Raw genomic sequence first — 18744 nt, forward strand, 5'->3', positions numbered from 1 at the left:
CTCAGCTCTCAGCTCTCAGCAAAGTATCAGGCAGCTTTAACCGCGCGCACTTTCTTTTCGGGTTTACCGGTGTCTGCTTCCGCAGAAGCTTCAGATTCCGCAGAGGTTTCCGATTCCGCAGACGCCTCAGTCTCGACTTCGGCTGACGCTTCTTCCTTTACCGCATCCGGTAATTTGCTGGTACGCAGGATATGCTGCACCGCATCCTTCTGTTCAGCCAGTAACATGCCTAACGCTTCAGCCTGTGCCTCATCCAGTTCAGGCTGATGCTGCTGCAGCCAGTCGGTGAAGGCGTCCGCCATATCGAGCATTTTGTCCCAGGCATCCGCGTCTTTTTTATTGGCAAACGTCATTTTTTCTTCACCCTTTCTGACAACAACATATTTGGTTTCGACTGCCATGATGCACCTCGGTTAACTGTATTTATATACAGTATATTCTAAGCAAACTTTTTTGAGCAAACGATTTCTGCTCATTAAGCCAGTAATTCTTCCAGGAACGTCGCCAGCGCTTTGCGCGGATCGTCCTCTTCTGAAACGATCATTTCGATACCCCACTGCCCCAGCACTTCTTTCGCCACCGGATTATTGCGGTTGGTAAACAGGTAGGATTTCGGCCGTGCGGTCGCTAATCCCGTGCGGCCCCACATTTTCGTCAGGCGGTAGAATAACAGACGAATGTTAAAGTCACTGATGCTGTAACCGACAAACAATACCGAGTTGCCCATCACGTCATGCGTCAGTTTGATATCCAGCGGCGAATCGAAATAGAGGCGCTCGAAGTAGCTGCTTTCATCCAGCACGATGGACGTATCATCGTCAAAATCACCATGAAGTTTAATGATATGACGCTTGTCTTCGGTCAATGACACCAAATCTGCCGCATTCGCCACTTTGCTGTAAGGCACATTGTGGGCTTCGTGCGCCATCTCCAGCCAGCGATCGTAATTGGTGGTATAGATACGCGAGAAATTGCCCTGCGTGATCATGGTGTGAATTTCAGAGCTGCGCACGTCAATATCCGGGCGATGCCATTCACGATCCATCCAGCTACGTAGCGGACCGAGCGAACCTTTCCGCTGCTTGTAATATTCCGCCAGAGAGAGGTGCGTGCCGTACGTATTGAAGATCTTTGGGTCGTAACCCAGTTCTTTTGCCAGATGCGCAATCAGCTCATGCCATTCCGGCAGACCAAGATTGCGTGAAATACCCGCGCCCGCAAACAGGATCAGTTTGCCTGCATCGTAAGCGCGTTTGAGTTCCGGTTTCATGCCAGTCCCCGTGAAGTTTTTAGAAAGGTGGCGAAACGATCCAGTGCCAGTCTGCGCATGGATATTTCGTTTTTAAAATCACCCATTTCAGCGAAAGTCTGTGAATGCCCTTCCGGTATGAATACGCAGTCCCATTGAAATTCGCGCGGACCGGCAGGCGCAGGCGCAATGGTACCGCGCAATTGCCCCTCAAATTGGTACATTTTACGGCCATCACAATAGCCCAGTACCGTTTTGGCTGTCACGCTGGGGGTATCCAGACCGCTGACCAGTTTCGTGAAGCGCTCGGCGTTCAAACGGCTCCAGAAAATGCGCGTTAATCCGGCAGGCAACCCATTCAGCCCATCCAGATACAGGCCCGTATGTTCAACAAACAGCGGACGACCGATGATGGAAAAGGCTTTAGTCAGTTTGTCGCGGACCAGCTCAACTTCATTTTCTGTCTGAATTTCTTCGATGCGACGGGCGATGGGAATGACTTCAACGCCGACCGGCTCCAGAATGGTGCGCACTTCGGCAAGCTTTAACTCATTGGCAGATAGAAAGCGTATTTTCATTGCAACCAGTCGTTTTAAAGTGGATTTCACAATTGGGCCAGGCTGAATACGTGTCCAGCGCTTGTTGTTTTTGCCTCTGGCTAAGCAGCGACCTTACGACACTTAGGTTTCATTCTAACGTGCTGACCTGTCATAGGGTAGGCACAATCGCGGTAAACATAAAATGCGCTGCGCGTGTTCCACGTTTTTTTTCGCCAGGCGACCAGATGGCAATCAACCGACTTAAGTCACATCATTCAACCAAAATTCACCGCAAAAAACGCACATTCGACTTAGCATAGGTCAAATCGCAATGCAGCTTAGACAAGTGTAAATAAGCTGAAAACAGTTATGACAGCCGTCACGCTTTTCCTTAATATACCTGACTGAAAACATTAAATAATTAAGACTATAAAACTGAGAATAGCTAATGATCTCTTATTTCAGTTCAGTATTTTCAAGGATTTGTAATCTGCCGTTTATATTGAAAGGTGATAGCCTGGAAAAGAAACTGCGCTTAACCTTAATGATCGCCGGGACATCCAGCATTCTTGCCGGGATTTATATGGTGTTGTTTAACGCTATCAGGGGTCACCATGACATTGCCTGGTTATATGGTGCCAGCACGACACTCGGCGTTTACATCACTTGTGCCGCTTTTTGCAGTGGGTTAAAACGCAACCTTTACATCATCGTGCATGCGCTACTACTCAGTATTATTCTGCTACTATTATTGGATAATTATCATACAATTGGTAAGCGGTCTGAATATAATTATTTAATGGCTTTAACCATTGGTTCTGCTCTGGTGCTACGACAGCAATCTGGCTATCTCAGTAAAGTCTTTCCTTTCTTTTGTCTGGCATTTTATCTGTTGTTTATCACCACAGGTTTAACCTGGCAAGATGGCGCTTTTCAGCTCAGCATTCCTGAAGAACCTGGCTTCTATATGGTTAATTGCAGTGTGCCGATTATGGCACTGTTGTTAACCGTGTTCACGTCACGCGGTGATTATTCGGAAACCGATCTGATTAAGCGTGAACTTTCAAATGCCATTGAGAAGAATCAGCTGGAACTCTACTATCAGCCACAAGTCGATGTAGATAAAAAGCTGATAGGCTTCGAAGCCTTACTTCGCTGGAAACATCCCGTGAAAGGTTTCATCTCACCAGAGGTCTTTATTCCTGTGGCGGAGAAAAGTGGTCTGATTATTGAGATTGGTAAATGGGTGATGGAAAGAACCCTGCAGCAAATGTCTGATTGGGATCGCTCGTATCATCTTAGCCATCTAAAATTTTCGATAAACATCAGCCCATTACAATTGATGCATCGGGATTTCACTCAGGATACCTTGCTGACGCTCTCACATTATAAAATCAGTCCGGAAAGGTTAAAATTTGAAATTACTGAAACGACGTTTATTTACGATCAAAAAAGAATTAGCGGCGTCATTGAGCACTTTAGTCAGTTAGGCATTCAATGGGCAATTGATGATTTTGGCGTGGGCTATTCCTCTCTTAAATCGATCAGTGATTTCGCGATTGATGATATTAAAATCGACAAATCACTTATCATGCATATTTTTGACAATGAATCTGCAGCGATTGTGGTGCACAAGACGATTGAGTTATCACGCGAAATGGGATTGAACGTGCTGGCTGAAGGCATTGAGAGTGAGGAGTATTTCGACTACCTGCGCGACAAAGGGTGTAACCTGTTCCAGGGGTATCACTTTGCCCGTCCACTCCCTGCGGGAGAGGCTGCACTGTGGATACGTAAAGCCACCGCGTAAGAGACTTGTGCAATGGCGGCTCAGTCGCCGCCATTGTGCACAGGATTAAAATATCGCTTTGGCGATGGTTAACGCCAACCCTAGCGTGACGAGTTGCATTGAAACCATCCATTTGGTTTGTTTGTTCAGCGCCTGGTACAGATCGCCCCTGATCGCCAATACATCCGCCTTGGTCGCGTAATTTTCCTTTATGGACGCAACATCGGCTTTGACTTCTCGAACCTCCGACCGTACTTCAGCTATTTCTAATTTGACTTCAGATACATCCTGTTTAGTTGCATGATTCGACTTAATAACGGCAACATCTGTAGCGATGATTGCAACCGACTCTTCCAGCTTCCTGACTCTTGACTCCATGAAAATTTCTCCCAATTTCGGCTGCTTAATTTTTCTGCACGGTACGGATTGCGCGTGGCAGGCATTAAGATGACCTCTTATATTTTCAACTAACATGTTAACCCCAATCTTTTAAACGTTGATTGGGTAATGCAGGTTAAGCCAGACCCATTCAAAATCCTTTTTACTCTTTTTCAACCTCACATTCCCTCTGGAATTGCCAATATCTCACTTCATCGATGAGGTAAACAATACCGATCCTTGTAAGAGATGATAAAAAAACCCACCTGAAGCGCTTTATTAAATACCATTCAAACTTATTTCACGGTCAAAAATCGAAACCCACCGTTTAAATCATGCGAAACATAAATAAAAAAATGAATGAATTCACAATAACGCTGAAAAGCAAAAACTCACAACCATCAAGCTGTGAGTTTTCTCTCAATTAACAAAAAAATTATTTACTGATAAACAATACCTGGCGGATTGACCTGTGACGCTTCCACGCCCTCCTCCTGTTCTCCCCAGCGAGCCAGCACCTGTTGATATTGCCCGCTGGCTATTGCGCCATTTATCGCCTGCTGTAACGCCACATCCAGACCATTGCCTTTTTTGGTGGTCACCGCGACCCACGCGCGGAAAGGTCCGTGTCCGACAATTTTAGTTTGCCCGCGTGACGCCACTTTCCATGCCGCCATCGCTTGCGGACCAAAAGAGGCATCCGCTCGTCCGGAAAGCAACGCCAGCGTCGCTGAAGCATCATCATTGAGATAAATCGGCTGAACCGGTGCCAGGCCCTGCGCGCGGTTCTTCGCATCCCAACTCAGCAAAATTTTCTCCTGATTGGTACCGGAGCCCACAATGATGCGTTTACCCGCCACATCCTCGCGCCCGTTGATCGCCGTAATCGCACTGTCTGCTTTGACGGCAAACGCATGGTTATCGGCACGATAGGTGGCGAAATCGAACTTTTGTTTCCGTTCTTCCGTCACCGCAATATTGAACATCGCCACATCATAGCGCCCGGCGGTAAGGCCCAGCGGCCAATCTTCCCAGGCGGCAGGCACCAGTTTCAACTTCAGCCCCAGACTGTCTGCCAGCAGGCGGGCTACGTCAGGATCGCTGCCAATCAGCGTTATATTATCTGATGCCCACAAGCCGATTGGCGGTGAATTGGATGCCGTGGTCGCCACCGTCAAATATCCCGGCGTCACAAAATGAAAACCCGCCGGAATTTTGGCAATGGCTTGCGGGTTAGCCGGAATGTGGATTGGCGTTTCGTTGTTTTTGGCATCCAGTGTTTCTGCTGCCAACAGCGGTGAACTGAATAACCACGCGGCCAGCGCGCTGATAATCACTCTTTCCATCACAGCACTCGCGCCAAAAATCGTTTGGTGCGCTCATGGCGCGGCTGATTGAGCACCTGATACGTGCTGCCCTGCTCAACAATGCGCCCATCCACCATAAACACCACCCGATCCGCCACTTCGCGCGCAAAGCCAATCTCGTGCGTCACAATCACCAGGGTGGTACCGGAGCGCGCCAGCTTTTTAATCACGTCCAGCACTTCGCCCACCAGCTCGGGATCGAGCGCTGATGTCGGCTCATCGAACAGCATCACGCGCGGATTCAGCATCAATGCGCGCGCAATAGCGATACGCTGCTGCTGTCCACCCGAAAGGTGGCGCGGCCAGGCATCGGCTTTATGACGCAAGCCCACGATATCCAGCAGCTCACCTGCACGATCAATCGCCTCACGTCGTGATAATTGACGATGGGCAATCGGTGCCTCGATCAGGTTCTCCAGTACCGTCAGATGCGGGAACAAATTGAAGTTCTGAAACACGTAGCCAACGTTGATGCGCTGACGCAAAATCGCCTTCTCTTTCAACTCATACAGCTTGTCACCGCGACGCTGGTAGCCAATGTAATCGCCGTCAATTTGAATGAAACCCTCGTCCACGCGCTCCAGATGATTAATGATGCGCAGCAGGGTGGATTTCCCGGACCCCGATGGGCCAAGAATCACCGTAACCGAGCCGGGTTCCAGCTCCAGCGAAACGTCATCCAGCGCTTTGTGTTTACCAAACGATTTGCTGACGCCGGTAATACTGATGGCCCCGGTGGTGTGCAGATGACGATAATCAATGGCTTCGGACATGGGACAGCTCCTCATTGGCGGTAGCAGAGCGATTGCGCCATTGACGCCAGCGCGACGGTTGCGGTTCACGCGTGACACTGCGGGCCAGCCAGCGTTCAACGCTGTGCTGCAGCAGTGACAATACGGTGGTGATAATCAGATACCAGGCCGCGCCCACCATTAACAGCGGAATCACCTGCTGAGTGCGGTTGTAGATCATCTGGATGGTGTAAAACAGTTCCGGCATCGCCAGCACGTACACCATCGAAGTACCCTTGGCGAGGCTGATGATTTCGTTAAAGGTGGTGGGAATAATGGCGCGTAGTGCTTGCGGCAGAATGATGCGGAAGGTTCGACGGGACGAAGATAATCCCAGTGCGGACGCGGCTTCAAATTGACCGTGATCGACGCCCAAAAAGCCACCGCGGATAATCTCCGCACTGTAGGCGCTCTGCACCAGCGTTAAACCAATCACCGCTGCCGGGAATTGCCCCAGCACGTTGATGGTCTGGAAATGCCCCCACGACAGTGCCGTAAAGGGCACGCCGAGCGACAGCGTGTCGTACAGGTAGGAGAAGTTATACAGAATGATCAGCACCACAATCAGCGGCAGCGAGCGGAATAGCCAGATGTAGCCAAACGCCAGCGTGCTCAATAACCATGATGAAGAGAGTCGCGCCAGTGCCAGCAGGCCGCCAAAAATTAGACTCAGCACCGTACCGAATAGGGTCAGCAATAGCGTCTGCCCGAGCCCCGTGAGGATCACCGGGTCAAAGAACCAGCGGGCAAACACGCTCCACTCCCAACGGGGATTAAAAGCCACCGAATCCACCACGCTGGCCAGAATGAACAGCGCGACAACCGCCCCGATGATCCTTCCTGGATAGCGTGCGGGCACCACCGTTAAATGTTGTTCCTGACTCATCTTAACTCCTTAGCTGGCTTGCGCCACGCTGTGCACATCAATCACCTTGAGGAAACGTAAGCGCCCGTCATGAGGTGGCTGGCTGTAGATTTCCATATCTTCCAGCAGCGCAAACTGCGGCTGATAGCCATGGCCGATATACAGCTGCACGGCTTCCGGCTGACGAAATCCGGTGGTCAGGAACACTCGCTGGTAACCGGCGCGTAACGCACGGCGCTCTAGCTCCTGTAAAATCAGCAGCGCCAGTCCCTGACGGCGCAGATCGCTGCGCGTCCAGATACGTTTAAACTCGGCAGTCACGGCGTCATAGGGTTTATAGGCACCCATGGCGATGATCTCGCCGTCACGTTCCAGCACGATAAACAGCCCACGCGGCGGCAGGTACCATTCGGTCAGCTCGACTTCGTTGGCACTTTTGAAGAAATCGCCGTAACGTGCGGCGTATTCACCAAACAGGCCGGTAATGATGGGCTGTAACTCCTCGGCCTCGGGATGCACCTCGCGGAAAAATTGCTGACTCATGCCGCCTCCTTAATCGCCGAGTCCGGCCGGGTTGATTTCAGAGTGGTCCAGACGCTCCACACCTTCACCCCAGCGGTTCAGCACCTTGTCGTAATCGCCGTTCTTGATCACGCCATTGAGTGCCGTGTTAATTGGCTGCACCAGACCGTTATCTTTTTTCACCGTCACTGCGATGTGTGCCGCTTTCGGCCAGCCCCCATCCACGCTGCCCACCAGTTTGGTTTGATGGGTTAACGCGGCTTTCCATGCGCCAATCACGTTAGGACCAAAGTAAGCATCGGCGCGGCCGGACTGCAGCGCCAGCGTTTGTGCGGCATCATCTTTGGTGTACACCGGCGTGAAAGGCTTCAATCCTTTAGCCTGATTCTCCTTATCCCACGCCAGTAAGATTGCTTCCTGGTTGGTGCCGGAACCCACAATGATGCGCAGCCCGGCGATGTCTTCGGCTTTGTTCAATGACTTAATCTGGCTGCTGGATTTAACGTAGAAACCTAGAGAATCCTTGCGGTAGGTGGCGAAATCGAAGCGCTCTTTGCGCTCTTTGGTCACGGTAACGTTAGAGATTGCCGCGTCATATTTGCCAGATGCCACACCGAGCGGCCAGTCTTCCCATGAGGTCGGAACCACATTGAGCTTCAATCCCAGGCTGTCGGCCACCAGACGAGCGATATCCACTTCGCTGCCAAGCAAAGTTTTGTTGTCATCGCTGAACACGGTTAACGGCGGAGAATTCTGCGCGGCCACTGCCACGGTAAATGAACCCGGCACGGCAAACTTATGTCCGGCAGGAATTTGCGCCACCGCAGCGGGATTCGCCACGGTGTTCACTGGCGTTTTATTGGCTTCGATGCTGATCTGCTGACCGTTCACTGCCACGTCTTCAGCCAAAGCCGCACTGCTTAAACTCAGCAGCATCAGCGCAATAAGGGATTTCTTCTGCATAGCGTTTTTCTCTTTAATTTATTGTTGTGTGAACTGATTGACCGGCTCTTTCAGACCGAAACTGGCCCGCAGCGTGGTGCCTGGGTACTCGCTGCGGGTTAAACCGCGCGCTTGCAGGATGGGAATGACACGATCGACAAAGCGTTCGAAGGTATCCGGCGTGCCGCCCTGGATGATGAAGCCATCGGTGGCTTCGGTTTCAAACCACAGCTGTAAGCCATCCGCCACCTCTTCTGGCGTGCCAAAGAACAGCGGACGCGGCGTGGCAGCTTCCAGTGCGGCCTGACGCAGCGTATGGCCGTGCTCTCGCGCCTTACGTTTGATTTCATCAGTGGTACTGCGGAAGCTGTTTTGGCCGATATCGCCGATGTCCGGGAAAGGCTCATCCAGCGGATACTGCGAGAAATCATGGTGATCGAAGAAGCGACCGAGATAGTTCAATGCATCTTTAATGGAAACCAAAGCGGCTGTGGTTTGGTACTGATGCTCAAAGTCTTCGGCATCATCGCCAACGATCACGCCAACGCCCTGGAAGATATGCAGATCCTGCGGTTCACGCCCGTTGGCTACCAGCTGCTTTTTCACATCCTTGTAGAAAGCCTGCGCTTCTTCTCGCGTTGGTTGATGGGTAAAAATGGCATCAGCGTGACGAGCTGCCAGCTTTTTACCATCCTCTGACGCCCCCGCCTGAAAGACGATCGGACGTCCCTGTGGCGTGCGTTCGATGTTCAGTGGCCCCTGCACCTGGAAGAAATCACCGTGGTGATTGAGAGTATGAAGTTTGGCCGCATCGAAGAACTGACCGCTCTCTTTGTTACGCACAAAAGCATCGCTTTCCCACGAATCCCAGAGCCCTTTCACCACCTGCAAATACTCGTCGGCGATGCGATAGCGCAGCGCGTGCTCCGGGTGCTGCTGGCGAGAAAAGTTTTTCGCCGATCCTTCCAATGGCGAAGTCACCACGTTCCAGCCCGCACGCCCGCCACTGAGGTGATCGAGGCTGGCAAACTGACGCGCGACGGTGAAAGGTTCGCTGTAGGAAGTGGAGACCGTTCCCACTAATCCTAAATGTTCGGTCACGCCAGCAAGCGCGGAAAGCAACGTCAGCGGTTCGAAGCGATTGAGAAAATGGGGAATGGATTTTTCATTGATAAACAAACCATCGGCGACAAACAGAAAATCCAGCTTGCCGGCTTCCGCCTTGCGCGCGATGTGTTTTGCATAGTCAAAATTGATGCTGGCATTGGCCTGCGCCGCTGGATGACGCCAGGCGGACATATTGCCGGAAGCGCCATGTAGAATAGTGCCGAGTCGCAGTTGTCTTGCAGTCATAGTGTTCTCTCTTTTCCATGGCATAGCCTGACGGCGACGGTTTCGTCGCCATGCAGAGCGGGGGAATATTGGGTTAAGTGGGCTAACTCAGAACGGTGTCACGACATCGTGCATTAAGATGTTGCAAGGCCTGCTGCGCCAGTTGGGTGAAGTAGTGCGCGGCAGGGGCAATCAGTGCTTCGTCTGGATTGAAGCCGCCGTGATGCAGACCAAATTCACTGGCACTGCCAATGCTGACAAACGCGCCGGGGACCTGCTGTAAGTAATAAGCAAAATCTTCGCCACCGAGATGCAGTTCTGCGGTTTGCACGCGATACCCCACCTGCTGTGCAATCTCACTGGCAAACTGCGCCCAGCGGGCGTCGTTTTCTAACACCGGCGGGCCCGGATGCCAGCTGAACGTCGCCGTAGCACCGTTCGCCGCCGCAATGTGCTCGACAATGTGTCGTGCGCGCTGTTCCAGCTGCGCCCGCACCTGTTTGTCATGGGTGCGCACCGTGCCGCCAAACTCGGCATCCCCCGGTAAAGCAGTCCCGGACTGACCGGCTTCAATGCGGGTCACGCTCAGCACCAGACTATCCAGGGTATTAAAACTACGGCTGGTCAGTGATTGCAGCGCCTGAATGATCTGACTGGCGACGAGGATGGTGTCCGTGCCCTTATCAGGGTTGGCAACACGCACCACAAACTTGTCAGCATTGGCGTAAAACGCCCCGCCGCGCGTGGCGAAAACCCCCGTCGGTAAACCCGGTTCGTTGTGCATACCGAAGATCGCCTGCACATCCTGCAGCACACCAGCATTGATCAACTTGCGCGCACCGGTAGCATTCTCTTCGGCAGGCTGGAACAGAATACGGATACGTCCCGGCAGTTGATCTTCCAGGGCATGGAGTTGCAATGCCGCGCCCAGCATGACCGCGCTGTGCACGTCATGGCCGCAGGCATGCATGACACCCGCATTACGCGAACGGTATGCGAGGCCGGTGGCTTCATGAATCGGCAGGGCATCAATATCAGCTCGCAACGCGATCAGCGTTTCACCCTGACCCACTTCAACCACCAACCCGGTTTCCAGCGGATAATCGAGCAACCGCAAGCCAGCGTCTTGTAACCAGCGGCGCAAACGCGCCGTGGTTTCTACCTCATACCCAGACAGCTCAGGCCAGCTGTGCAGCTCGCGTCGCCAGTCAATCAGTTGCTGTTCGATTGTGTGAGTCATGGTTATCTCCAGATTACGCCGCAACCAGTCGATGCGTTGCCAGCAGTTCGAGAGATTTCACTCGCGCCTGCTCCTCAGCAATCGGGGTATCAATCACGAACTCTTCAATGCCAAAATTCTGGTGCAAAGCATCCAGTTTGGCGTGCACCTGCGCGGCAGTGCCTTTCAGTAAAGAAGGCGTGCGCGGCTCAATGACATAATCGGTATAACCGCCCTGGCGCACGTAGCGTTCCGCTTGCTCAACGCTGCCGACATTAACGCTCGGGCCATCTTTCACACTGACGTGATAGACGCGCAAATTATCTACCAGCAAATCAGCTTCAGCCGGTGAATCGGCGACCACCACCTGCACGGCCACCAGCGCCTGCTTGCCGTTGCTGTACTGGCGATAGCTGTTTAGCACCTGCTCCATCAACTGAGGATCACCGTTGTGATGTGCAGCAAACACCAGCTGCCAGCCCAATTCTGCTGCCAGCCGGGCACTTTGCTCGCTGGCACCCAGCAGGAATCGGTTGGCCGGACGTGGCGGCTGCGGCGTGGCACGCAGGATCTCTTCATCACCCACTGGCGGAACATCCAGCCAGCTATCCAGCAGTGAAAGTTGTTCAGCAAAGCTGCCCTTCTCATCCTGGTGAATGCCCTGCTGCAAGGCGCGGGTTGAGAGCGGCAATCCGCCTGGCGCTTTACCCACACCGAGATCGATGCGACCTGGCGCGAGCGAGGCAAGCAGGTTGAAATTTTCGGCGACTTTATAAGGACTGTAGTGTTGCAACATGACACCACCCGATCCGACGCGAATATGCTGCGTCTGACCAATGATCCACGCGATCAACAGTTCAGGAGAGGGACTCGCCAGGCGGTCAGTATTGTGATGTTCCGCCAGCCAGAAACGGTGATAGCCCCAGGCTTCAGCCTGCTGCGCCAGCTGTAAAGTACGATGCAGGGCATGCGAGGCGCTCTCTCCGTCGGCAATCGGCGATTTATCTAACAAGCTCAGTCGATATGACATACGCCAAATCCTTTATCTCAGTGATTATGGCGAGCAGTGTGTGATGGCGGCGGGTAACGGGTAAAACATAATATTGTCGTATGCATTGTTAATTAATGCATATCAGGGATGGATAAAATATTTTTACAAAAATAAATGATGAAAAACAAAACATTGGAATTAAATCAGTAATGTCATTACCGGTTATTCAGGCGTAATAAACTAATCGGAAAAGGTTTGCAATATTGGATATAAGCTTAAGCGTTTAGCGACGCTGTCATGATATTTCATCGCTAAAAAACACCGGTTGAGTGACCGGTGCATTTAGCGTGGATTGATTATTTTATCTGTGCCAACGCCTCGTCAATTCGCTGAGCGATCGCTTCTTCTCCCTGCGCGGTAAACACAGTCTGAAGTTCCGCCAGTTGTGATTTGTCGAAGCCCACATTGATGCTGATACGCAGATGCGATTGTAGTTGCGACTCAACCCCGCTCATTGCCGCTAATGCGCCCACGGTGGCTAATTCACGACTTTTCCAGTCCAGATTGTCACGCGCGAAAATGTCGCCAAACAGATGCGCTTTGAGGAACTGATCGATGGCGGGAGCGAAGTCAAACAGTGGCCCTTTCACCGGGTTGCCTACCAGCGCCGTCTGATTGCGCGTGCCGGCGGCGAGCATGTTTTCTGGCGTTGGAACCGGCCCAGCCTCATTGCCTGGCTGGTCATTTTTGCCCTGTAGGCGGCGGGCATCAATCACTTTCATCAACTCTCCCAGCGCGTTGAGGCTGCGAGGGAAGCCCGCATAAGCATAAAGTTGCACCAGCACCTCACGACACTGGCTGACGGTCAGACCCGCATCTAATCCCTGATTCAGCGCATCATTGAGTTTGGCTATGTTTCCCGTCGCAGCGTAGGCCGCGATCACCGCAATACTCTTCTGTTGCTGACTCAGCGGATGCGTCTGTTTTTGCAGGAGCGCGGCATACCTTTTCTGCTCTGGCTCGGAGGGTTCTTCGGCCAGGCTCACTGAAGAGGCGAGCGCAGCGCACATCATTAACGAGGCATTGATGCTTTTCATCATCCTTCACTCCTTACAGAGAGATCTTCAATCCGTATTGTTCATCGCTAACTTTCTCCAGCCACTCAACGACCTTGCCGTTTTCAGCTTCAGCAATGGCAATGTGTGACATGCTGTTTTCCGGCGCAGCGCCATGCCAGTGTTTTACGCCTGCCGGGATCCACACAATATCGCCAGGACGAATATCACGGGCTTCACCGCCCCACTCCTGCACGCGGCCCAGACCGGCTGTCACAATCAGCGTTTGCCCAAGCGGATGGGTATGCCACGCCGTGCGCGCGGAGGGTTCGAAGGTCACCGTCGCGCCGCCAATACGTGCAGGCTCACTGCCCTGAAACGGCGCATCAATACGCACGGTGCCGGTAAAATATTCGGCATTGCCTTTAACTGAGGGTTTTTCACCACTTTGCCAAACAATGATCATGGATGTGTTCTCCTTTGCAGAAACGGCTGAGACAGATAACGCCAGGATGAGTGCAGCAGCAATTCTCATTATGCGGGCTCCCTGCTTCAGTTTGGGTGATGACCACCGGGGTAGTGGCGGCCACATTTATTGCTGTTAAAAAGTGTAAGACCACGGGGATTGATTGATAAGGTGGACAAATCAGGATGGGTTTATGAACAAAATTCACCAATAATCAGAGGAAAATGGCCTCCACTTTTACGCCTCATTTTTATTCCTCAGATAATCGCTGTGCGAGCAGACTGAGCATCGCCGGCGTATCAACATCCTTAAGACAGCCCAGATCGGTTAATTTGACTGGCGTCACGGGATGGCGGCTGAGCAATGCGCGAGCGCCATTGTCACCCTCTAACTGAATCAACTCTGCGTAAAAGGGTTTTTGAAACCCCACTGGATGACCGGGCATCCCCTGCACTTCGCTACGCACCAAAGGGGACGTCTGCAATGCGCGCGCCACCGCCAGATAGCTGGATGTGGTCAGTAACGGCATATCGCCCAGTACAATCAACCAACCATCATAATCAGATGTGGCTGCAACGCCTGCGGCAATTGAGTGCCCTAATCCGTTACTTGCCACTGTAATCAGCTGTGCCCGACTGGCCAGCAAATGAATGTCCCGATCTTCAGGCCGGGACACCACATACACATCCATTTCGGTTACGATTGCCTTCTCAAGCGTATGCTGCAGCACAGGCTTACCTTGTAACAACGCACGCAATTTATGCCCGCCGTTCAACTTTCTGAAACGTTGGCTTAAACCCGCTGCCATGATCAGTATGGCGAAATTCATGGATGCACAGCGCTCATGTCATGTGCAGAGGCAATCTCGGCACTGCGCACACCGTTTTTATAGCGAACGATATCCGCCATGATTGAGAGCGCGATTTCAGCAGGGGTTTTGCTGCCAATATCGATCCCCACAGGGGCATGGATTCTGCTGATCTGCCGGGGCTCCAATTCACCAATCCGCACCAGACGTTCTTTACGGCGCTGGCTATTATTCATCGATCCCATCGCACCAATATAAAAAGCCGGCAGATTGACCGCCTCCATCATCGTGAGATCGTCAATACGCGGATCGTGGGTCAGTGAAAGGATCGCCGTAGCGGGATGGCAACCCTCTCGTTCCAGATAGGCCGCAGGGAATTGCCTGATCAGTGTGATGCCATCATCGAGATCGCCCGCCATGTTAAGCAGCACTTCTTCACGGTGTTCACACACCAGCGTTTCGAAACCCAGTGCCAGCGCAAAATTCGCGCAAAACAACGCAACGTTCGAGAGGCCTGCAATAATCACTCTGGGCGGAGCCGAGAGGGTGAGCACCACTTCGGCCCCCTTGATCTGCGTAAAGGTGTGACTGGCATAATCGCCGGGTTTAACCGCATGGCAGGCGTTGGGTATGACCAGTCTCTTCTCAAGCGAATGGGCACTGACCATCGCCTGATGCATGCGCTGCAGATAGTCGATGGCCACACTGCCGGGCAGCAACTTTTCCACCAGGATATCCAGCACACCACCGCAAGGCAGCGCGCGATCGGGTGCAAAGCCGCCCTCACCGTAACGCACTATCTGGCTCGCCGCGGAGAATACCGCCTCGCTAATGCGCGCGATAAAGCTCTCTTCAACACATCCACCCGACAGTGAACCGCAGTAACGACCATCTTCTCTAATCACCATCATCGCGCCAGGCGGCCGCGGCGATGAGCCATAAGTGCTGAGCACCGTACAGAGCCACACGGGAGATTCCTCTGCCCACGTCAGCGCAGTACGGATAACCTGCACATCAAGATTGTGCATGGGATTCTCCCGTTTGGCATTTCATCGTCTTATCAAAAGCCGCAAGTTTCATGGCTAACGCATCTGCAAAATAATTACGTTACTGCTGGCCGGATCGGTTTTACCCCGCAGTTCTCCGACCGCTTTTGCATCCACTTTATCCCCCTGATTTCCCCATGAAGTACGGATAAAATTCAGCACCTCAGCAGCCTGCTGATCGGTCAACTGTTTCCGATAAGGCGGCATGCGGTAAGCATCTGGCACGCCATCGGCGACAATACGCGCGGAACCATTCAGCACCACATTGATGGCCGAAGCGGAATCCACTTGCATCGAGGTTGCACCCGCCAGCGGTGGGATCCACGGTGCCTGACCGCGACCATCGGCACCATGACAGCTGCTGCATCGCGCCGTATAAATCTGACGACCAGAGAGGTTGTCTGCGAGGGTGCTTTCCGTTGTTTGATACTGCCAATGGCTGCCTGCATTGTGACTGCCCACAGGCAGTGCTTTTAGGTAGTGCGCAATCGCACGCAGATCGTCCTCATTCATAAACTGCGTCGAGTTATTGAAGGCGTCAGCCATTGATCCAAACACCACCGCATGCTGGTTACGCCCCTGCTTCAGGAACGTCACCACATCCTGTTCACTCCAGCGACTCATACCGGTATTCGCATCATTACGCAGACTCGGCGCGTACCAGCCATCTAATAATGCCCCCGCCAGGTAATCTGGGCTGCTGGCATCCAGCGCTTTTTCATTAAATGCCAGACCGCGCGGCGTATGGCAGCTACCACAGTGACCCGGACCTTCAACCAAATACGCACCACGATTCCACAGAGCATCATGTCCTTCCTGTGACTGATAAGGTCCGCCGCGTGAAAAGGCCGCGCTCCAAAATGCCAGCGGCCAGCGCATATTCAACGGCCAGGGAATCTCAGAGGCGATGTTCTGGCGAGATACCGGTTTAACACCCTGCTTCATAAACGCATAAAGCGCGGCGATATCGTCATCGGAGAGTTTCTGATATGAAGGAAACGGCATGGCGGGATAGAGCCGATGACCATCCTGCGCGACACCATGGCGGACAGCACGATCAAAATCAGCCAGGGTGTAGCGGCCAATACCGGTATCGTTATCTGGCGTGATATTCGTGGTAAAAATTTTGCCCACCGGCGTGGCCATCGCCAGTCCGCCGCTGAATGGCGGCGCATCAGGTGTGCTATGGCAAGCGACACAATCGCTAAGACGGGCAACATATTCGCCTTTGCGCACCATGTCCGCTGACGCCATAGTCTGCTTCATGGGTTGATGATCAAAATGTGAAGCAGGCGTACGCATGAGCCAAAGCGATACCAGCACTGCCACGCAAACGACGACCGCTGATATCAGCCCAAACTTTTTTAGTTTCATGGTTATTCCCGTCAGCTGAAGGTATAGCGAGAAAGAGGCATGGCGCGAATGCGCTCGCCAGTCAGTCGGGAAACCGCATTCGCCACGGCGGGCGGCACCGCAGGGAGCGGCGGCTCACCGATACCGCCCATTTTTGCGCCGCTCTCCACGATGCGTACGTGCACTTGCGCCATACGTGATGGCGGCAAGATGGGATACATATCGTAGTTGCGCGCCACTGGCTGCCCTTTCTCGTACACACTATCTTCCAGTAGGACCTGTGATAACCCCAGCGCCACGGCGCCGTTGACCTGTGCTTCGACTATCGCCGGATTCACAATGCTGCCGGGATCAATGGCTTCCCATATCTGATGCACGGTGACCTGACCATTTTCGATGGACACTTCAGCAATGGCGGCCGCTTCAGTGCCAAACGGCGAAGCCATCGCCACACCGCGTGCACGACGTGTACCGTCTGCCGCCGTGTAGGGGCCTGCCTGCCAGCCCCCTGAAAGCTCTGCCACCGCATTCAGCAAAGTGGTTAAACGATCATTGCCCTGTAGCAAATGCAGACGCAAAGCAAAGGGATCGAGTTTGCTGTGATCGGCAATTTCGTCGAGGAAACACTCATAGAGAAAATCATTCATCGAGTTGCCCACGGATCGCCAGTAACCGAGTTTGACTGGCCCCTTTTTATAAATCTGAGCGATGCGCACGTTGGGAATCGTGTAGGATTTTCCTGCCAGTCCCTCCACTGCCGTGGGGTCCAGTTTGCTGCCGTGTTTACCGGCTATGCCTTCGGTAGGCCCCTCGCATATGCTGATGGCCTCCAGCGCAACCGGGTAGCCTTGTGCATCCAGTCCGGCCTGAAAGCGCACGGCGGCCATAGGCCGATGGGTATCACGCAAGAACTCTTCTTCACGGCTCCAAATCAGTTTGACTGGACGCCCTACCGCTTTAGCCAGCTGAATCGCCTGCGGATAGACCATTGCGGTGTCATAAACAAAGTGGCGACCAAAAAATCCACCGAGCAGCGGCGAGTGAATGATGATGTTTTCCGCTGCCAGTCCGGTGCGCTTAGCGATATCCGCCTGAAACATCTCCGGAGCCTGATTGGGGATCCACAGTTCCAGCGTGCCATCGTTATTAAAGCGCGCGAGTGCTGACGGCGGCTCCAGCTGAGCGTGATTAAGATACTGGCTGTGGTAAGTCGCGCTTACTGTCGTTTTCGCCGTTGACATGCCCTGGGCGAAATCCCCTTTCACTTCCGCATCCTCACCGTTACCAGGTTCCTGAGCCAGTGCTGTGGCAAAGGCCTCAGTGGAAAAATCCGCCGGCATGTAATTCGCATCGGGTGTCTGCGGCTCTTGCCAGGAAACCTGTAGCGTTTCGGCTGCACGTTTGGCTTGCCACCAGCGTTCAGCAACCACGCCAACCGCACCAGGCAGCACGTGCACGGAATGCACGCCTTTCATGGCTTTTACCTGATCTACATTACGGATGTCACCCGCTGTCAGGCCCAGTCGTGGCGCATGCTGAACGGCCGCATGCAGCATGTCATCAACGCGGCAATCAATGGTGTAAATGGCCTGTCCGGTGGATTTCTCATGCATATCCAGACGCTGAACCGGCTTACCGATCCAACGAAACTGAGCGGGATCTTTAAGTTTTACCGTTTCAGGCGCAGGCACCGGCAAATCGCGCGCACGCTCAGCCAGTTCACCGTAGGTCAGCGAGCGACCAGAAGCGGCGTGAATGACGCGTCCCGGTTCAGTATGCAGCTGATCAACCGGCACAGAGAGCGCAGTCGACGCTGCCTGCAGTAACATCTGTCGTGCCAGTGCACCCAACCGCCGCATGGTGGTATAGCTGGATCGAACAGACTGGCTCCCCCCGGTGATGCGCATTCCACTGTCCATCACCTTGTATTGCGAACCGGCGGGCGCATTCTCAACCACAAAAGTGGCGGGATCGGCATCCAGTTCCTCCCCGACGATTTGCGCCATGGCGGTAAAAATCCCCTGTCCACCTT

At 53.1% G+C, this 18744-nt stretch carries 19 protein-coding genes; 1 reads left to right on the plus strand and 18 read right to left on the minus strand.

Features of this window, described 5'->3' with window-relative positions:
- Positions 1–26: 26 nt before the first annotated feature.
- The 3 genes from VH86_RS22050 to VH86_RS22060 all read right to left on the minus strand — a co-directional run bounded on the left by VH86_RS22050 (position 27) and on the right by VH86_RS22060 (position 1827).
- Positions 27–401, minus strand: a complete 375-nt coding sequence (locus VH86_RS22050) for a YebG family protein (RefSeq protein ID WP_045834108.1) — start codon at positions 399–401, stop codon at positions 27–29.
- A 74-nt stretch (positions 402–475) separates the two neighbouring features.
- On the minus strand, positions 476–1270 hold the full coding sequence (locus VH86_RS22055) for an SIR2 family protein (RefSeq protein ID WP_034829783.1): 795 nt from the start codon (positions 1268–1270) through the stop codon (positions 476–478).
- A complete protein-coding gene (locus VH86_RS22060; RefSeq protein WP_045834109.1) occupies positions 1267–1827 on the minus strand; it encodes a non-canonical purine NTP pyrophosphatase in 561 nt (186 codons plus the stop codon). Before VH86_RS22060 ends, VH86_RS22055 begins: the two co-directional genes overlap by 4 nt.
- 409 nt (positions 1828–2236) lie before the next feature.
- Between VH86_RS22060 and VH86_RS22065 the strand changes: the two genes are divergently transcribed.
- Positions 2237–3598 carry a bifunctional diguanylate cyclase/phosphodiesterase gene (locus VH86_RS22065; RefSeq protein ID WP_045834110.1) on the plus strand — a complete coding sequence of 454 codons (1362 nt, stop codon included), beginning with the start codon at positions 2237–2239 and terminating at the stop codon, positions 3596–3598.
- A 45-nt stretch (positions 3599–3643) separates the two neighbouring features.
- On the opposite strand, the gene VH86_RS22070 is transcribed toward VH86_RS22065, so the two are convergent.
- The 15 genes from VH86_RS22070 to VH86_RS22140 form a co-directional block, all read right to left on the minus strand.
- The gene (locus VH86_RS22070; RefSeq protein WP_231647359.1) at positions 3644–4051 is read right to left on the minus strand and encodes a hypothetical protein; all 408 of its coding nucleotides are present in this window, start codon (positions 4049–4051) and stop codon (positions 3644–3646) included.
- A 344-nt stretch (positions 4052–4395) separates the two neighbouring features.
- Positions 4396–5301 (minus strand): ABC transporter substrate-binding protein, encoded by a 906-nt coding sequence (locus VH86_RS22075; RefSeq protein ID WP_045834112.1) that lies wholly within the window; start codon positions 5299–5301, stop codon positions 4396–4398.
- Positions 5301–6095 carry an amino acid ABC transporter ATP-binding protein gene (locus VH86_RS22080; RefSeq protein ID WP_045834113.1) on the minus strand — a complete coding sequence of 265 codons (795 nt, stop codon included), beginning with the start codon at positions 6093–6095 and terminating at the stop codon, positions 5301–5303. Before VH86_RS22080 ends, VH86_RS22075 begins: the two co-directional genes overlap by 1 nt.
- On the minus strand, positions 6079–6999 hold the full coding sequence (locus VH86_RS22085; RefSeq protein WP_045834114.1) for an amino acid ABC transporter permease: 921 nt from the start codon (positions 6997–6999) through the stop codon (positions 6079–6081). Before VH86_RS22085 ends, VH86_RS22080 begins: the two co-directional genes overlap by 17 nt.
- Positions 7000–7008: 9 nt before the next feature.
- The gene (locus tag VH86_RS22090; RefSeq protein WP_045815415.1) at positions 7009–7521 is read right to left on the minus strand and encodes a GNAT family N-acetyltransferase; all 513 of its coding nucleotides are present in this window, start codon (positions 7519–7521) and stop codon (positions 7009–7011) included.
- Between the two features lie 9 nt (positions 7522–7530).
- Positions 7531–8463: an ABC transporter substrate-binding protein gene (locus tag VH86_RS22095; protein ID WP_045834115.1), complete on the minus strand. Its 933-nt coding sequence runs from the start codon at positions 8461–8463 to the stop codon at positions 7531–7533.
- A gap of 18 nt (positions 8464–8481) precedes the next feature.
- On the minus strand, positions 8482–9795 hold the full coding sequence (locus tag VH86_RS22100) for an LLM class flavin-dependent oxidoreductase (protein ID WP_045834116.1): 1314 nt from the start codon (positions 9793–9795) through the stop codon (positions 8482–8484).
- A gap of 82 nt (positions 9796–9877) precedes the next feature.
- A complete protein-coding gene (locus VH86_RS22105) occupies positions 9878–11014 on the minus strand; it encodes an amidohydrolase (protein WP_045834117.1) in 1137 nt (378 codons plus the stop codon).
- A gap of 13 nt (positions 11015–11027) precedes the next feature.
- Complete coding sequence (locus VH86_RS22110) at positions 11028–12023, minus strand: MsnO8 family LLM class oxidoreductase (protein WP_045834118.1); 996 nt, start codon at positions 12021–12023, stop codon at positions 11028–11030.
- 317 nt (positions 12024–12340) lie between these two features.
- Positions 12341–13084 (minus strand): carboxymuconolactone decarboxylase family protein, encoded by a 744-nt coding sequence (locus tag VH86_RS22115; protein ID WP_045834119.1) that lies wholly within the window; start codon positions 13082–13084, stop codon positions 12341–12343.
- Positions 13085–13094: 10 nt separating this feature from the next.
- Positions 13095–13574, minus strand: a complete 480-nt coding sequence (locus tag VH86_RS22120; RefSeq protein WP_045834120.1) for a cupin domain-containing protein — start codon at positions 13572–13574, stop codon at positions 13095–13097.
- Positions 13575–13755: 181 nt separating this feature from the next.
- Positions 13756–14334, minus strand: coding sequence for an NTP transferase domain-containing protein (locus tag VH86_RS22125; RefSeq protein WP_045834121.1), 579 nt, complete (start codon positions 14332–14334; stop codon positions 13756–13758).
- Entirely contained in the window at positions 14331–15341 is a 1011-nt protein-coding gene (locus tag VH86_RS22130) for an XdhC family protein (protein WP_045834122.1), read from the minus strand. Before VH86_RS22130 ends, VH86_RS22125 begins: the two co-directional genes overlap by 4 nt.
- Positions 15342–15395: 54 nt before the next feature.
- On the minus strand, positions 15396–16733 hold the full coding sequence (locus VH86_RS22135) for a cytochrome c (RefSeq protein ID WP_045834123.1): 1338 nt from the start codon (positions 16731–16733) through the stop codon (positions 15396–15398).
- A gap of 11 nt (positions 16734–16744) precedes the next feature.
- The coding region (locus VH86_RS22140; protein WP_045834124.1) for a molybdopterin cofactor-binding domain-containing protein at positions 16745–18744 on the minus strand (2000 nt) is incomplete at its 5' end.

Source organism: Pantoea sp. BL1, from assembly GCF_000963985.1.
GTDB lineage: Bacteria > Pseudomonadota > Gammaproteobacteria > Enterobacterales > Enterobacteriaceae > Pantoea > Pantoea rwandensis_B.

Bases quoted from the DNA above. Each gene is read 5' to 3' on its own strand.
- VH86_RS22050 (WP_045834108.1), bottom strand. From the start codon at position 401: ATGGCAGTCGAAACCAAATATGTTGTTGTCAGAAAGGGTGAAGAAAAA.
- VH86_RS22055 (WP_034829783.1), bottom strand. From the start codon at position 1,270: ATGAAACCGGAACTCAAACGCGCTTACGATGCAGGCAAACTGATCCTG.
- VH86_RS22060 (WP_045834109.1), bottom strand. From the start codon at position 1,827: ATGAAAATACGCTTTCTATCTGCCAATGAGTTAAAGCTTGCCGAAGTG.
- VH86_RS22065 (WP_045834110.1), top strand. From the start codon at position 2,237: ATGATCTCTTATTTCAGTTCAGTATTTTCAAGGATTTGTAATCTGCCG.
- VH86_RS22070 (WP_231647359.1), bottom strand. From the start codon at position 4,051: ATGTTAGTTGAAAATATAAGAGGTCATCTTAATGCCTGCCACGCGCAA.
- VH86_RS22075 (WP_045834112.1), bottom strand. From the start codon at position 5,301: ATGGAAAGAGTGATTATCAGCGCGCTGGCCGCGTGGTTATTCAGTTCA.
- VH86_RS22080 (WP_045834113.1), bottom strand. From the start codon at position 6,095: ATGTCCGAAGCCATTGATTATCGTCATCTGCACACCACCGGGGCCATC.
- VH86_RS22085 (WP_045834114.1), bottom strand. From the start codon at position 6,999: ATGAGTCAGGAACAACATTTAACGGTGGTGCCCGCACGCTATCCAGGA.
- VH86_RS22090 (WP_045815415.1), bottom strand. From the start codon at position 7,521: ATGAGTCAGCAATTTTTCCGCGAGGTGCATCCCGAGGCCGAGGAGTTA.
- VH86_RS22095 (WP_045834115.1), bottom strand. From the start codon at position 8,463: ATGCAGAAGAAATCCCTTATTGCGCTGATGCTGCTGAGTTTAAGCAGT.
- VH86_RS22100 (WP_045834116.1), bottom strand. From the start codon at position 9,795: ATGACTGCAAGACAACTGCGACTCGGCACTATTCTACATGGCGCTTCC.
- VH86_RS22105 (WP_045834117.1), bottom strand. From the start codon at position 11,014: ATGACTCACACAATCGAACAGCAACTGATTGACTGGCGACGCGAGCTG.
- VH86_RS22110 (WP_045834118.1), bottom strand. From the start codon at position 12,023: ATGTCATATCGACTGAGCTTGTTAGATAAATCGCCGATTGCCGACGGA.
- VH86_RS22115 (WP_045834119.1), bottom strand. From the start codon at position 13,084: ATGATGAAAAGCATCAATGCCTCGTTAATGATGTGCGCTGCGCTCGCC.
- VH86_RS22120 (WP_045834120.1), bottom strand. From the start codon at position 13,574: ATGAGAATTGCTGCTGCACTCATCCTGGCGTTATCTGTCTCAGCCGTT.
- VH86_RS22125 (WP_045834121.1), bottom strand. From the start codon at position 14,334: ATGAATTTCGCCATACTGATCATGGCAGCGGGTTTAAGCCAACGTTTC.
- VH86_RS22130 (WP_045834122.1), bottom strand. From the start codon at position 15,341: ATGCACAATCTTGATGTGCAGGTTATCCGTACTGCGCTGACGTGGGCA.
- VH86_RS22135 (WP_045834123.1), bottom strand. From the start codon at position 16,733: ATGAAACTAAAAAAGTTTGGGCTGATATCAGCGGTCGTCGTTTGCGTG.